General features: G+C 60.5%; 14 protein-coding genes. 1 reads left to right on the top strand and 13 read right to left on the bottom strand.

The genetic code is table 11. The features are described 5' to 3' along the window. Positions 1-204 precede the first annotated feature (204 nt). On the top strand, positions 205-1506 hold the full coding sequence (locus tag ONR57_RS15370; RefSeq protein WP_265124398.1) for an aspartate aminotransferase family protein: 1302 nt from the start codon (positions 205-207) through the stop codon (positions 1504-1506). A 57-nt stretch (positions 1507-1563) separates the two neighbouring features. Here the strand turns inward: ONR57_RS15370 and ald are convergent, their stop codons facing one another. From ald to ONR57_RS15305, 13 genes are all read right to left on the bottom strand, one after another. Beyond that, on the bottom strand, positions 1564-2667 hold the full coding sequence (gene ald / locus ONR57_RS15365; protein ID WP_265124397.1) for an alanine dehydrogenase: 1104 nt from the start codon (positions 2665-2667) through the stop codon (positions 1564-1566). Positions 2668-2849: 182 nt separating this feature from the next. Next, on the bottom strand, positions 2850-4343 hold the full coding sequence (locus ONR57_RS15360) for an amidase (RefSeq protein WP_265124396.1): 1494 nt from the start codon (positions 4341-4343) through the stop codon (positions 2850-2852). Further along, positions 4340-4846, bottom strand: a complete 507-nt coding sequence (locus ONR57_RS15355; protein WP_265124395.1) for a nuclear transport factor 2 family protein — start codon at positions 4844-4846, stop codon at positions 4340-4342. The genes ONR57_RS15360 and ONR57_RS15355 overlap by 4 nt, the downstream gene beginning before the upstream one ends. Then, a complete protein-coding gene (locus ONR57_RS15350) occupies positions 4843-5886 on the bottom strand; it encodes an ABC transporter permease (protein WP_265124394.1) in 1044 nt (347 codons plus the stop codon). Before ONR57_RS15350 ends, ONR57_RS15355 begins: the two co-directional genes overlap by 4 nt. An 18-nt stretch (positions 5887-5904) precedes the next feature. Continuing rightward, positions 5905-7413 carry a sugar ABC transporter ATP-binding protein gene (locus ONR57_RS15345; RefSeq protein ID WP_265124393.1) on the bottom strand — a complete coding sequence of 503 codons (1509 nt, stop codon included), beginning with the start codon at positions 7411-7413 and terminating at the stop codon, positions 5905-5907. After that, on the bottom strand, positions 7410-8528 hold the full coding sequence (locus ONR57_RS15340) for a substrate-binding domain-containing protein (protein WP_265124392.1): 1119 nt from the start codon (positions 8526-8528) through the stop codon (positions 7410-7412). Before ONR57_RS15340 ends, ONR57_RS15345 begins: the two co-directional genes overlap by 4 nt. Positions 8529-8538: 10 nt before the next feature. Then, positions 8539-9099, bottom strand: coding sequence for a nuclear transport factor 2 family protein (locus ONR57_RS15335; RefSeq protein ID WP_265124391.1), 561 nt, complete (start codon positions 9097-9099; stop codon positions 8539-8541). Between the two features lie 38 nt (positions 9100-9137). Further along, positions 9138-10262 carry a substrate-binding domain-containing protein gene (locus ONR57_RS15330; RefSeq protein WP_265124390.1) on the bottom strand — a complete coding sequence of 375 codons (1125 nt, stop codon included), beginning with the start codon at positions 10260-10262 and terminating at the stop codon, positions 9138-9140. Positions 10263-10728: 466 nt separating this feature from the next. Next, positions 10729-10983: a plastocyanin/azurin family copper-binding protein gene (locus ONR57_RS15325; RefSeq protein WP_265124389.1), complete on the bottom strand. Its 255-nt coding sequence runs from the start codon at positions 10981-10983 to the stop codon at positions 10729-10731. Between the two features lie 96 nt (positions 10984-11079). Further along, a complete protein-coding gene (locus ONR57_RS15320; protein ID WP_265124388.1) occupies positions 11080-11412 on the bottom strand; it encodes a carboxymuconolactone decarboxylase family protein in 333 nt (110 codons plus the stop codon). Positions 11413-11490: 78 nt separating this feature from the next. Further along, positions 11491-13206, bottom strand: a complete 1716-nt coding sequence (locus ONR57_RS15315) for a flavin reductase (RefSeq protein WP_265124387.1) — start codon at positions 13204-13206, stop codon at positions 11491-11493. 9 nt (positions 13207-13215) lie between these two features. Next, positions 13216-14460 (bottom strand): styrene monooxygenase/indole monooxygenase family protein, encoded by a 1245-nt coding sequence (locus ONR57_RS15310; protein ID WP_265124386.1) that lies wholly within the window; start codon positions 14458-14460, stop codon positions 13216-13218. Positions 14461-14475: 15 nt separating this feature from the next. Beyond that, the gene (locus ONR57_RS15305; protein ID WP_265124385.1) at positions 14476-15276 is read right to left on the bottom strand and encodes an SDR family oxidoreductase; all 801 of its coding nucleotides are present in this window, start codon (positions 15274-15276) and stop codon (positions 14476-14478) included. Positions 15277-15376: the final 100 nt, after the last annotated feature.

Raw genomic sequence — 15376 nt, 5'->3', positions numbered from 1 at the left:
ACGATCGCTGGGCCAAGCTCTGCGATACAGCAGTTGCACTATCTGAAAACTGCTCGCTCTGTGCTCGCCCACGCATGAGTTCAGTGCGCGCTGTTTCCATGGTGCGGCCAGTATGTTCATTTAGTAGAACGCACAGTTGCTCGTGCTTCCAGCGTCACCGGTAGCGTCCTTACGCTGACCCTCGAACCGTGAGAGGGAGACACAATGCCTGAACTGGATCTTGTCCATCGCCACAACCAAGTAATGCCGGAGTGGATGGCTCTGTACTACAACGAGCCGCTTGAGCTAGTCAGTGGAAAAGGGCGCCGCGTGGAGGGCGGGGACGGGCGCACGTACCTAGACTTCTTCGGTGGTCTTCTGGCGACAATGATCGGGCACGACATTCCGGAGATTGTTGATGCGATCAAATCGCAGGCAGATCGGATTCTGCACTCCTCGACGCTGTACCTGATACGGCAGCAGATCGAGCTGGCCGAGAAGATCGCAGCGAAGGCTCCCGTCGATGATCCGCGCGTATTCTTTGTAAACTCCGGTTCTGAGGCGGTGGAGACGGCTTTTCTGTTGACGACCGCCGCGACGGGCAGCAACCAGGTTCTCGCGCTGCGCGGCGCATATCATGGACGATCGTTCGGAACGGTCGCCACGACGGGCATCAGAGCCTGGGCGCCCACGTCGCTAAGTCCGCTGCAAGTTACATATACCCACAGCGGATACAAGTACCGAAGCCCGTTCAGGCACCTTGACGATCAGGCGTTCACAGTCGCCTGCGCTGACGAGCTTCGTACCATGATCGAAACGTCGACGTCGGGGCCGGTTGCGTGCTACATCGCTGAACCTGTGCAGGGAGCAGGTGGATTCGCTAATCCGCCGCAGGGTTTCTTCCGGGCTATGAAAGCAGTGCTCGACGAGTACTCGATCCCGTTCGTGTCGGACGAAGTCCAGTCTGGCTGGGGCAGGACCGGCCGGTCCTACTTCGGCATAGAGTATTACGGCGTCCGCCCGCAGGCTATAACCTTCGCGAAGGGACTGGCCAATGGGCTCAGCATCGGTGGTGTGGTTGCGGAAGCGGACCTGATGAACTGCTTATCCGCGAACTCCATCTCCACGGCAGGGGGAAACCCAATCGCCATGGCCGCGGGCAACGCAGTTCTCGACTTGATCGAATCTCAGGATCTGCAGCAGAACGCCGATGCCGTAGGCGGGTATCTGCTGGAGAGCCTGCGGAAGCTCGCCGAGGATCATCCGCTCGTCGGCGAGGTCCGCGGAGCAGGCTTGATGGTCGGCGTTGAACTCGTTGTGCCAGGCACTCGTGAACCGTGCCCGGCCGCCGCGAGTGCGGTGATGGAGGAAGCCCGCCGACTCGGAGTGCTCATCGGAAAGGGCGGGCTCTATGGAAATGTGCTGCGTGTGACGCCTCCGATGACTGTCACCGCAGGCGAAGCGGAGGAGGCCCTCGAGGTGATCTGCAGCTCCATCACGGCGGTTGAGCACCGCATGCAGAGGTGATCTGTCTAGGGCCGGCTGGGCACAGAGGTAGTGCCCAGCCGGCGCCTCGCGAGTCTGCTAGTCCATGCTGTAAGCGCGGTAGCCGTGCGCCGCGGCAACTTGTTCCGACAGCAGACTGCCCTCGTGGGTAGTCGCTCCAGCCCGAAGGGCCGGAGATTTTTCACAGGCTGCTCGCCAACCATGATCGGCGATCTCCAGAGCGAACGGCAGCGTGACATTCGTCAGGGCGACAGTCGACGTTCTCGGAACCGCGCCCGGCATGTTGCTGACGCAATAGAAAATTGAGTCATGTACCCGATAGATCGGGTCGGCGTGCGTGGTAGGACGCGATGCTGCGAAGCAGCCGCCCTGGTCAATAGCGATATCCACAAGCACAGAACCAGGCCTCATCCTGGCAACCAGATCACTCGAAACAACAATCGGGGCTTTTGCTCCCGGGACCAGTACCGCGCCAATAACCAGATCTGCTTCCTCGACCGCACTGTCAATCTCCGAGATATTCGAGACAACGGTATGGACGCGTCCCTGGTAAATCTGGTCGATCTCCCGCAACCGCGCAACGCTGAGGTCGAGCACAGTGACGTCGGCTTGCATTCCCGCAGCCATCGCGACCGCATTGCTCCCGGATACTCCGGCGCCGATAACTACCACCTTTGCGGGACGAACGCCGGGCACGCCACCCATCAATACGCCTGAACCGCCGCTTTGCCGCATGAGATGATATGCGCCGGCTTGCACCGAGAGCCTGCCGGCGACTTCACTCATGGGCGCGAGCAGTGGCAGCGAGCCATCGGCTGCCGTGACGGTCTCGTACGCAATTGACGTCGTTCCCGCGTTGAGGAGCGCGTCTGTACAGCTCTTGGATGCTGCGAGGTGGAGGTACGTGAAAAGCACCTGACCGGAGCAGAGCCGGGCGTATTCCTCTTCGATGGGCTCCTTCACCTTCAGGATGAGTTCGCCTTGCTGCCAGACGTCATCTGCCGCATCTAGGACTTGCGCGCCTGCCCTTTTGTACTCAGCGTCCGTAAATGCGGATCCGTTTCCAGCTCCAGATTCGATGACCACGTCGTGGCCGTGGCTGACAATCTCTCGGACCCCGGCGGGCGTTGCCGCCACGCGGTACTCGTGCCTTTTTGTTTCTTTAGGAATGCCAATTCTCATTGAATCTCCTTTTGTGATCATGGGGCGCGCGGACCGCCATTGGAGTTCTGCAGCTTTTCTCGAGTTGGTGATCGGTGAAAAGCGGATCCGCAACGAACTAGTGGACGTAATGCGCCAAGCGAGGCAGATAGCAAAGTGGCGAGGATTGCTCTTTGGGTATCTGAAAATGAATTAGATACTCGCTAGTCGTGAAATTGCGTATTGCACCGAACAGTGGATTCGGGAGTAATACCGTTGTTCCAGCCGATGAGGTGTTCGCACGCGTGCGCGAAAGAGAGCAGGGCCTGCTCCTGCCATGGGCGTGCTGTGATCATCACTCCAACGGGAAGGCCGTCGTGGGTGCCCAGTGGCAGAGAAATCGCGGGCAATCCCGCGGCATTCGCATGACCGGTGATTGTGAGCACGGACCAGCCGCGGTCAGCCACTGTCTGCGCGTCCTCTGCGCCGCCTACAGGCAACGGAAGTGAGGGGACTGTCGGCTCGACCAGGAAGTCGACGTTGTCGAGTGCGGTGGAGTAAGCAGTGCGAAGGCGCTCGCGCGCGGCCAGAGCTCTGCTGTAGCAGGTGCCCGGGGCTGATCGGTGCAGGTTTTCCGCTGCTCGCAGAGAGGCTACGAATGTTGGGCTGAGCCTATTAACTTCGCGCTCGACTCCCTCACGCAGTGCATCTGTGAATTCCACCCACTCGAAGTGCGTTCCGCCGAAGTTGGTGCGTACGCCTTGGATTGTATGCAGGACACCCTCAAGAAAGAGCCCGGTGGTAATCGGGCCAAAGGCGGACGGATTGAAGTCGCTTCGCGTGACCGATCCGCCCAGCGATTCAATGCTGTCCAGCACCCGCTTAAACGCTTCTTTTACCGGTTTAGATGCGGTGCTGACAGTTGCATCCACTACGCCCAGCCGCCAGCGCCGCAAGTCGACGGCCGCGAAGTCGGACGCTTCAAAATTGCGCATAAGATCTACGGGAATTTTGTGCTGCCGGAGATCCTGGCCGTCTCGGCCTGCGATGGCTGCCAAGACCTGCGCGAGCGTCTGAACGGAGGTTGCGAGCACTCCAACGTGGTCGAGGCTCGGTTCCATCGCGGCCACACCGGTGTAGGGAATCAGTCCGTGAGTAGGCTTAAGCCCAATAACCCCGCACCATGAGGCGGGTACTCGCACTGAGCCTCCTTGATCGGTGCCTATCGCTGCGTCGAAGAGACCGTAGTGCAGCGACGCGGCGGCGCCACCCGATGAACCACCAGACAGCAGTGCTGGGTTGAACGGGTTGCGTGTGGGTCCGTAGTAGCTTGTCTCTCCTGAGCCTGCGAAGGCTAGGTCGTCCATGTTGGTGACAGCGGCGACTTCCGCTCCTTCGTTGAGCACGCGCGCGACGACAGTCGAGTCACCGCTGGGCACAAAACCCTGCAAGGCCGCTGAACCGCAGCTCATGGGGATACCGCCGATGGCGATGGAGTCTTTGACTGTGAGCCGGAGGCCCGTGAGCGAGCCGCGAGTTACTCCTTTGACGCTCGTGCGGCGGACTACTGCGTTCAGCGGGTCCATCTGCGCGTTTCTGCCGAGATCCTCTCGGTGCTGGGCAGCTGCCAGTGGCAGGGGGTCGCCTGATTGCAGCGTATTCGCAGTGGACACGAGGCCGCGAACGACGGATTCTAGGCCGTTTGGTACGAGGCTCATCCGGGTCCTTCAAGGGGAGGGTCAGTCCAGCCGTGCCGGATATCAACTACCTGGTGAAATTGTGCCGTAACCTTGTCGAATTTCCATCGCGTTCCATCATGAATCAGCTCATCGTGGTATGTGGCTGCTGCCAGAATGGGCACTGCGCCCCGCGCGTCGCGTTGCGTAGCGAGCTGCAACAGCTGCCACGTCCCGTGGGCGCGGGTACAATCTGCGCTTAGATCGATGTTCAGACAGTTCATGTAGTGCATCGCCCACGTAAAGTGCTGCTCGCCGATCTGGCTAATGAAAGCGCTCAGCTCGCGCCGCCCGCGTACTGTACCGAAAGTGTTGGATACCCAGACGCCGTCAGGCGTAAATAGCTCCGCGAAGTCATCGCCCTTATAGCCGTTATCGCAGATTTCCGCGTAGCGGTGCTTTAGCCGTCTGATTTCCTCAGTTGCTTCGAGCCTTCGGAGTCGTTCGTGGAGTGCCGTCTCGATTGTGCTCTCAGTCTGCGTCATCGACGGCCTCGTTGGTTACGTGCGGCGAATCGTCCGGTCGTGAATGCAACCGCAGCCAGCAGGATTGCGCCTTTGAGAACGGGCTCAATATAGAAGGGCAACCCGAACTGCTGTAGCCCTGCGACCATGACTGCGAGGATCAAGACGGCCATTACAGTACCGATAACGTTGTAGCGACCAACGTGGAATATCGCCGCACCGAGGAAGACTGCTGCGAACGCCGGCAACAGAAAGCTGGCACCGACCTGGGGGTTTCCCGATCCGAGAATTGCAGCCTGCACCACGCCAGCGAGACCTGCAATGGTGCCGGACGCGACGAATGCAGAGACTGTCAGTCCTGTAACGGGTAAGCCTACGAGCCTGGCGGCTTCCGCGTTATCGCCGATCGAGTAGAGGTAGCGGCCGGTGGGAGTTCGTTCGAGGACCCACCACGCAACAACAGCCAGCAAAGCAGTGAAGACGACTGGAAGCGGAACTGGCCCAAGCCGCTCACCCAGTGCCCGGAAAGACTCGGGCACGTTGAGCGCGAAGATCGAGCCATTTGTCCACCACAACGCAACTCCGAGAGCGCAGCTTCCCGTTGCGAGGGTTGCAACAAGCGATGGAATTCTGAGCCAAGCAACACAGAATCCATTAATCAATCCGATTGCTGCTCCCACAAGTGGTCCGGCAACTACCGCGACCCATACAGGAGCCTCAAAGAACTGAAAAAGTCCGATGGCCATAATCATGGCAAGCGTCAAGATACTGGCCACGGAAAGGTCGAACTGGCCTGCAACGATCGGTATGAGGAGGGCGATCGCCAGCATCATGCCGACAGCCTCGTTGCCGAGAATTGCGCTCGCGTTGGTGGCGGTGGGGAAGGTGTACGGCAGCAGCACGCTGAAGAGAGTGATGAGGGCTGCAAGTGCATAGAAGCCGAGCCAACGGGTTGCCAGCAGCGTCTGCAGCACCGAAGGACGCGCGAGCTGCAGATTACGCCCACCGTCAGGTTTGCGCACGTTCTTCGTTGAGTCAGAGGGCAAAGTGCCGATGCTCATGGGAATATCCGATCTACTTCACGCTGTCCCTGCGAGATGCAGGATGGTTTGTTCGTCAACGGTTCCGCCGCTGATCTCGGTTTTGATTCGTCCGTGCCGAAAAACCAGAATTCGGTCACTCAACTCGGCTAACTCACCAAAGTCAGAGGAGACAACGATTACGCTCATTCCCGCGTCCGACAGCCGCCGGATCGATGCATGTATTTGAGCGCGAGCATGTACATCGACTCCCTGTGTAGGTTCGTCCAGCAGGAGTACGCGCGGCCGGATCCGTGCCCACCGCCCGATAATTGCCTTCTGCTGGTTTCCTCCGCTGAACAACCCGAAGGGTTTATCGGGGTCCCCCGGCCGAACGTCGAATTCGGCCATCGTCTGCTTCGCTGCGTAACGCTCGCCTGTCTGCCTGATGCGCGCGGGCGAGGACACGTCTTTTAGGGACGCCATCATGATGTTGTCCGCCATTGACATCGACGAGAAGGCCGCGTGCTGGCGCCGGTCTTCTGGAACGAGCGCGATGCCTCGGTTTACGGCGGCGTGTGGCTGGCCGGGCGGAACGGCCTCGCCGCCCATAATTGTTGCTCCACTAGCAGGCTGCTGCACACCTGCGATCATGCGCAGGGTTGTACTTCGGCCACTGCCGAGCAGACCAGCGAGCCCCAAGATCTCACCCCGGTGCAGGCGGAGGTCGATACCCGAAACTCGTCCGCCTGAAAGCGCCCTGCATTCAAGTAGCACCTCAGTGGAACGGGGACCCCGCATGGTCGTGGTGAGCTGTTGTTCCGACCCTGCCATGAGTGTCGCGAGTTCGTGCTCCACCAGATCTTCGGTGGTTCGAGTGGCGACCCTGCGCCCGTCACGCAGTACAGTCACGACGTCGGCGAGCGCGATCATGGTCGCCAGGTCGTGTGTGATGTACACGATTGCGACGCCCATCGCAGCAATGGCAGTCACCATGTCTTGAACCTGCCGTGCTTCATTCTCCGGCAGTGAGGCGGTCGGTTCGTCGAGTACCAGGAGCCGCAGGTCGATGCCGCCCCAGAGATCTTGAACTGCTCGCGCTATGGCGACCATAGTCCGTTCGGTCGGCGACAAATCGCGCATAATCGCTTCAGGATTGATATGGGCGACGCCAAGCTTTGCGAGCGCCACCGCCGCTGCGCGCTTCTCACGTGTGTCGCTCACGCGTAAGACGCTGCTGTGCCGGAAACGAGAGCCCGCCGCGATGTTGTCCGCTACCGTCTGGTTACTGAAAAGGCCTGGATCCTGGTGGATGAAACGGAACCCTAAATCATGTGCCTGTCGTGGCGAAATAGATTTGTAAACTGCGCCGCCCACACGGAGCATGCCTGATTCTGGTGTGTGGGCGCCCGCGAGGACTTTGACTAGTGTGGATTTGCCTGACCCGTTCATCCCGGCCAATGCGTGCACGGCTCCTCGCGCGAACGCCACCGATACGGAGTCGACTGCGGTCTGTCCGGCGAACTTCTTCGTGATGGCGTCTAGTTCGATCGTGTCATTACCGCTCATGGCCGATCACCCCACATGCGCAAGTATTCGTCGCGGTAGTCGATGTCGCCCTCCCAGAGTCCGGTGAGATCCTGGGCAACAGACCGATCAATGAGCTTGACCGATAGCACTTCGGCGGCGGGTGCGGGATCCTCACCCGCGAACACGCGATTGAGCGCGTCTACGTTCGACCAGCCGAGCCATCCGAGGGCAAACGCCGTGGTTGCGCTCTGACCCGCATCGTCGCGAATCAGCTTGATTGCTGCAGATGTCCCGTCCGAACCCAGCACGATCTTGTCTTCTGCGCCGACTGAACGCAGGCCTTGAAGCAGAGCGGGGACGGCGTAGTCGTAGTCGATGTAGATGGTGTTGAAGTCCGGATGTCGCTGTGCCATTTGCTGAACCAGCCGAGGAACAGAATTTGCGAGATCGGCGAAAGTGAAGGTCTGATCCTCAAGGATTGTGCATGATGTGCAGGCTTGAAGTTGCTCAACGAACGCGCCATGCCGTGACTTCAGAACCTCAAAACCGGTGTCATGCAATACTAGTGCTTTTACCTGACCCTCAGTTTCACTGATCGCGTAGTCAGCAAGGAGTGTCCCGCTTTGGCGCCAGGCCTCGGTCGACGGGTTGTCTGAAAAGGCTACGAGGTCCGACTGCGTCGCGGAGGACGCAATAACGTCGATTCCTTGTGTGCGCGCCTCCCGGATCGCGCCCTGGACGCTGTCAGGGTCGATGGCAAACGTGATAATGCCATCGGGTTTCAGGGCTATTGCTTGGCGGATCGCCGCATTCTGTGTATCGGCGGTATCTTTGCCGTCGATGGTTTGCGTTCGCCATCCGATCGCCGCGGCTGCCTCGGCCGCGCCTCTGGCCGGCTGCGCGCAACCCTCGGAGGCCTGAGAGCATGGAATCAGGATGACGAACTTGTCGGGCTGGATCGGCGGGCTGGTTTCGGGTGCGCCGAGATGAACCGGTGCCTTAGCAGCATCCACTCGGGCGGCCGCTTCCGTCGCGGCTGCTTTGCTGTCTGCACCTGCGGTTGGGGACGTTGCGGGCGACGATTGGCATGCTGTGAGGGCCGAGCAGCACGCTAGCGCCGCCACCGCAACTTTGATTTTCGTACTCTGAAGCACGGTGTCCTGCCTAGTGGGAATTGTTGATTTGATGGGGGTGTCTGCTGTCGTCCGGCCGACCGGACGGGCCGGAAGCATTAAGCCGAGTTAGGAGATCAAAGCGGTCGCTGGACCAGTCGTTCAGGTGAGGGGTCATCAGCCCGAAAGTGATTCGGAGATGGGAGTACTTCCAGCCATCGTCGGTGGAGACGAAGTCGTTGTCGTACCGTCCCGCTAGCCAGGCGCTGGCCAGCGTGCCAGTGGTGGCGTCGGTGCACGGCATAAGGAGATACCAGCTTCCGCACGCACTCTGGCCATTCGGCGCGACGTCGATCTGCAGTGGAACATTGAGATGCAGTGCCCACGGGTATGAGGCGTCTGCGGACGCAAAGTGATCGCGAATCTGTTGGCGACCAATATATTGCGCGCCCTGTGGGCGTGCTTCCCATATCCCGTTTTCAGTGAAGAGATCGGCTATTTCCTGCGCCGGATACCCAGAATCGCATAGCTGTGCGTACCGGCTGTGGAGGCGCTGGATCTTCCGTTCAGTGATGAGTTCGCGAATCGCGTCACATTGTGCAAGGTCGTTCACAATAGGTGTCCGTCCGAGTAACCCGACCTGTGATTGGGTCAGTTTGTACTTGCAGAGGTCCACAGCTCTTGGTAGGCGGAGCGGTAATCGGTATCCCCGTCCCACATGTCAGCGACAGTTGCTGCCACTTCCGCGTCGATGAGTTTGACGCCGATTCCGTAAGCAGGCTCTGCCGGTTGTTCGTTGGCGAAGACCCTGTTCATGGAGTCGATGCTCGCCCACCCGATTCCGTCGAGAGAGAATGCAGTCGTGGCATGTTGGCCGCATCCCGACCGGATACAGGCGGTGGCGGCTGTGGTGCCATTAGAACCGAGCACGATAATGTCGTCGGCGCCGACGCTGCGGAGGCCTTGCAGAAGTGGCGGAACAGCGTCGTCGTAGTCGACGTAGACGACGTTGAAGTCCGGGTTGCGCTGTGCCATCTGCTGCGTCAGCCGAGGGACGGCGTTCGCCAGATCGGATGACGTGAAGGCCTGCTCTTCCAGGATGGAACAGGAGGAGCACTCCGCGAGCCGGTCGACAAAACCCTGATGACGTGGCTGAAGCACATCAAACCCGGTGTCGTGCAGAACTAGCGCGCGGACGGCCCCGTTCGTTTGAGCGATGGCGAAGTCCGCGAGCAGCGAGCCAGTCTCCGTGTACGTTTCCAGCGTCGGCCCCGCTGATGCGCTGAGAACCTCAGATGGTGACGAAGCAGCAGCGACGAGCGCAATACCGTGTCTGTGTGCTTCCTGCAGAGATCCCTGGACGGTGGCCGGGTCGATGGCGAATGTGATGATTCCATCGGGGTTGAGAGCAATCGCTTGCCGTATGGCCGCGTTCTGCTGGTCGCCAGTGCCCTTCCCATCGATCATCTGCGCACGCCAGCCTGCCGCCTCCGCCGCCTCAAGGGCTCCGAGCGCTGGCTGAGTACAGCCAGGCTGGCTTTGGTCGCACGGTATAACTACGACGAACTTGTCTTGCGCCAAGGGCGGTGACGTGGTCGGCAATGACGCGACCAACGGAGATGTTGCTGCGGCAACCCGGTCCTTTGCTGTTTCGACGGCCTCCAGGTCCTGTTCTGACGCAGGAACCGCCTGCGTGGCGCTGCTTTGGCAAGCACCTACCAGGGCAGCGCTTGCTACTAAGCCGATAGCAGTAAGGAGTAGTTTCCGATTCGTCATTTTGCACCCTTTGGCTAGACCGAGCCGCGTGTCCTGTGCTGCCTGCGCAGAGTCCAATGCGTGGGGATTGGGGCTCATTGCGTGTCACGGCAGTAGGTAAACGGTCCAGCGTAGGGCGCTGTGGCGCACGTCTCCGCGCCAATGATTCCAACTATTTGAAATTTTGGCGCACGCCGCGCCGCCGGAACTCAGACTGCTTTGCGGGAACTCAGCGCGGTGGGGAGTGAGAGGTCGACCCTGGATGAGGATGGTATATACCGCTCCAGCAACCGTGAACAAACTGGTCACATTTGCGGCAGATTTGTCCGATTCGTACGTAGGTGGTGAACAGCATGTATGGGTGGCGAGCCTCGTGGGGTACCACGCCGACGGCTTAGCGCACGACCTCTCACGGAAAACGCGATCTCTCCACAGAAAATCCTGTGAAGAGACCGCGTTTCCGGTGCAAAAGTTCCTGGTCGAGACGCTATTCGACGGTAATCTCCACCGTCATGCCCTGGTCTTGGTGGTTTCCGAAGGGGCAGTACAGCTCGTAGGTGCCAAGTTCAAGGGTGACGGTGAGTTCCGTGGTTTCACCGGGACCGATGGTGTCGCTGGACTCTTCGATCCCTTCACCCTCAATTTCGAGCGCACGTGGCGGATCGCCGTAAGGACGAATGTGTATGTTCCGGCAGCGAAGGTGGTTTCGTCGAGTTCGAATGTGAACCCGGTGCCCCGACACGTTGACGACGGTTGCCTCGTCCTCGTCTTCATCGGCATATGGATCGGTTTCTTCGGCCCTCCGCCTCTCTTGGAACGCGGGCGAGCATTCCGTGGGTCATTCGCCGAACAATGCTTTGGCCACCGCCACCGCGGAAATTGCTTTAGGCCAGCCGGCGTAGAAGGCCAGGTGCGTGATCACTTCCTTGATTTCGCTGTCGCTCACGCCGTTCTCTGATGCCCGTTTCAGGTGATAACGCAGTTGTTCGTGGTTGCCCCCGGAAATGAGTGCGGCCACCGTGATCAGGCTTCGGTCGCGCGGCGAAAGCTCCGGCCGCGCCCAAATGTCGCCGTACAGAATGTCGTCGGTCAGTGACGCTAGCTTGGGGGCGAAGGCTCCCATGAACTGCTGTGCAGGCGTCGTCGTGATCGGCTCGCTCATGGTTGTCATGGCTGCCTCTTTCTGTTTTCAACACCAAGTGGCAAAACCATTGTCCTCGCGTCGGGGACGAAGCGGAAGTGGACGGGGCTACGCTTCCGGATAATCGGGATGGCGCGACGCCAGCCGGTACGCGCCGGAATGAAACACGAGTGGCTCACCGCCGTCAGCGTCATAGCTTTCGACCTCGCCCAAGAAGATGATGTGGTCACCCGCGTCGACGCGCTGAACTGTCCGGCACTGGAAGCGCGCGACCGCATTGTCCAGCAGCGGGACACCACCGCAGCCCTCAGAGATAGGTACACCAGCGAACTTGTCTTCAGCGGGGGTAGCAAACTGCCGGGACAAGTCGTGCTGATCGGCCGCAAGAACATTGACTGCGAAGTGTGTTGCGGCGGTCAGGTCAGGAAGACTGGGCGCCTTCTTGGCGGGGCACCACAAGACCAGCGGTGGATCCATGGAAACGGACGTGAACGAGTTCGCTGTGACACCGATTCGCTTACCGTCGGGGGCTCGGCTTGTGATCACCGTGACGCCTGTGGCGTACTGGCCGAGCGCACGCCGCAGTTCTCTGCCGTCGAACCGGCTCTGCTCGGCCTGCTTCTTTTGCTCGATGATTCGCCGCGCCTCGTCGGCGTCGTACCACCAATTATGGGTTGTGCGCGGGTCGTTGAATGCCTCCGCGACGGTCGCGGCCAGGCCGGGCGTGTGCTCTGCCTGGTCGAAGAGCGAAAGCACATGCTCGGCCGGGGGGCGCAGCATCGTGTTGGTCCACGTCACTGCCCATTGGCCCCAGCCGCGCCAGAACTTGTCGAATGTGCGTTTCATCCACTTCTCATCGAACTCATCGCCCCCACGCGCGAGGATCGCGTCGAAATAGATGCCCGCGGACTGGGCCGCGTTGTTCGCGCCTTGTCCGGTAACAGGATCGTTGAGAACCACCGCGTCTGCCATGCCGAGTACCGTCGCGCCGGAGGGGAGCGTTGCGATGGGGTGGCGAACTGTGGGCGTCAACCTGCCGCGCAGTACAGCACCGGCGTCCGTCAACTCGATGTTGGCGCACCGTTCGAATTCGTGGGGAAACTGCTGCTCAAGGATTTGCAGAGCGCGCGAGAGATGCTGGTCGGGCGTGCGAACGTCGTCCCACAGATCCATCGGACCGCCGGGCACCGCCTCGAAGACGATGATGTGGCAGGGCCCGGTTGTTGTGAGGGCCGGAAGTATGAAGCATTCGCCGACGCCGGGAACCATGTTGATGGACAGGTCGGCGCCGTCAGGATGTGGCGCAAGGCCGTGCACGTACGCAACTGCGAGCGCGCGCTGGGGCCGGTCGAACGGTGACTTCTCCCGGTCTGGGGGAAAGAGCCTCCCGAGGTCCCCTTTTCCAGTGGACACGATGACGAGGTCGTGGTCGTGGGCTAGTTCTTCGAGGTCTGTGATCCCGGCCCTCCGGATAACGAGTTTGCCGCCTGCTGCAGCGAACTCGTCCATCCACGCCGAACATTTGACTCGCTGATCGACGGACTGTGCGTAGTACTCGAGCTGTGCCCCAAACCGGCCCCGGCCGTGGACTGCGATTGCGACGTTTTCGATCGCTGGACACGATTCAGCCCAGTCATCCGCGCCGAGCTCGCGCTCGATGCTGAGGCCGGAGTCGAACATGCACTGACTCGACATAACGGGTCCGGACCGGACCTCTTCGGGCGTACGGTCCGTCATCAACGTGACCTCGTAGTTTTTGCGAAGCAGGCTCAGTGCGAGTAGAGCACCAGACTGACCCGCTCCAACGATCGCAACGCGGCGCATAGTCGTTCCTTACGAGACTGTGACGAGTGAGGGATTGTGGACAGACGAAAGGTAATGATTCGCGGCATCCGGATTCATGAACCAGTGATAGAAATCGCGGGGGTCATCGAACCCGTTTGCGAACCGGCGCGCAATGCGTGGGTCGTTGCCCGCAGCGCCCAGAAGTTCGAGAACGTGCGGGGGTGGCGGGGCCAGCAGGGCGTTGGTCCACCCGGCGACGTATTGCGCGTAGTCCCAGTATCTTTCGAAGGTCGACTGCATGAAGGCGGCATCGAATGGCCGATCGCCGTGCTCAAGAATGCTAGCGAGGTAGGACGCGGCGCATTTGCTCGCGTTGTTTGAGCCCTGACCGGTGATTGGATCGTTCAGTACGACGACATCCGCGAGGCCCAGCACCTGCCTGCCTGAGGGGAGGACGCCTACTGGCTTGCGCACGGTGGGAGGGAAGCGTCCCGCCAGTACGCCGTTGGCGTCGGTGAGCGCTATGTTCGCGCAGCGTTCAGCTTCCCAGGGGAGGAACGTTTCGAGTACGGATTTCGCTGTCGCCAGATGCTCGGCGGGTGTCGTAGCGTTTGCCCAGCAGTCCATCGGGCCACCGGGTACACCCTCGAAGACCATGATCTCGCACGGTCCGGTCGTGGTGAGCGCCGGGAAAACGAAGTACTCCCCGACTCCGGGAATCAAGTTGAACGACACCGCTGAGTGGTCGGGCCGTGGAGTCATGCCAGTGACGTAGGCGAGTGCGAGCGCGCGCTGGGGGCGGTCGTAGGTGGAGCGGGCGTCGTCGCGCTCGAACATCTTCGCGATCTCGCCCTTGCCTGCCGCGACAATCACTAGGTCTGCGCTATCGGCGTACCGTTCGAGTTCGCCGATCCCAGCGTCCTCGTAGACGATCCTCCCGCCGCGCCGTTCAAACTCGGCCATCCACTGTGGCATCTTGACTCGCTGATCGACGGACTGGGCTGCAATATCAAGCCGTGAAGCCCAAGAGATCGCTTTGTCGCCGTCGGGGCCCGCAACGGTGAAAGAAATGCCCTCCACCGGTGGGCATTCGTTGTCCCAGAAGTTGAGCCCGAGTGCCTGCTCGCGGGCAAGAGCGTTGCCGAACATGCACTGACTCGACATGATCTTGCCGGTGCGGATCTGTTCAGGAGTGCGGTTGGACACGACGGTCACGTTGTAGCCTGCGCCGAGCAGACCGTTGCCGAGTTGCAGTCCGGCTTGACCGGCTCCAATGATGATGATGTTGCGCATGGAAAATCCTTCGTGTTATTCAGCAAGTTTTGGAATGGCGGGCACAGCTTGTTCAGGCCCCATTGCGGAGTAGCCGCCGTCGACGGCCCAGTCGGCTCCGGTGACAAATGACGCGCGGTCGCTGCACAGGAACGTGACGACCTCGCCGACCTCCGCTGGGTCACCCACCCGGCCGAGCAGGTGGAAAGACTCGGCGACACGGTCGGTTTTGGCTCGGTCAGAGCCGCTCAATTCGTCCATGACCTTCGACCAGATCCATCCGGGGCTCACCGAGTTGACTCGGATGCGATCGGCTGCGTAATCCATGGCCATCGATCGGCTGAGTTGGACAATTGCCGCCTTGCTGGCGGGATACAGCCACCGGCCAGTCTGGGCGGCTTTGGCTGAAATCGATCCGAAGTTCACGATGGCTCCACCGCCACGCGCTGCGATGTGCGGGCGTACGGCCTCAGCAAATAGTGCGGCGCTGACGAGGTTGACATTGAGCGCTGACAGCCACTGGCTGCGCGTAGAGGAGGATCCTTCGTCGAGGTACGAGCAGGCGAGATTCACAAGGAGGTCGATCGACCCGAACGTCCCGAGTGTGGTGCTCACGCAGCGCGTGATCGCTTCCTCGTCGGTGATGTCGGTGTTGATGTACGCCACGTGTCCATCGGTGTTAGCGACGATCTGCTTGGCGCCGACCTCGTCGATGTCAGCGATCACGACGTTGGCTCCGGCATCGTGCAGCGCGGTGACGACACTGTGACCGATTTTGGTGGAGCCTCCGGTGACAATAGCTGTCTTGCCGACGAGGTCTGGTGGGTGCGATTTCATCGAAGCGGCCTCCTGCTTGTGTGATCGACGCAACAATGTGCTGATCAGCGACAGTATGTGGCGGACTCGGTCGCGACTATCCGCCTGGCGCGAAGATTGT

This window comes from Hoyosella sp. YIM 151337 (genome assembly GCF_026041215.1).
Lineage (GTDB): Bacteria > Actinomycetota > Actinomycetes > Mycobacteriales > Mycobacteriaceae > Hoyosella.
Note: the sequence above shows the minus strand (reverse complement) of the source record. Positions and strands in the feature narration are given on the sequence as shown.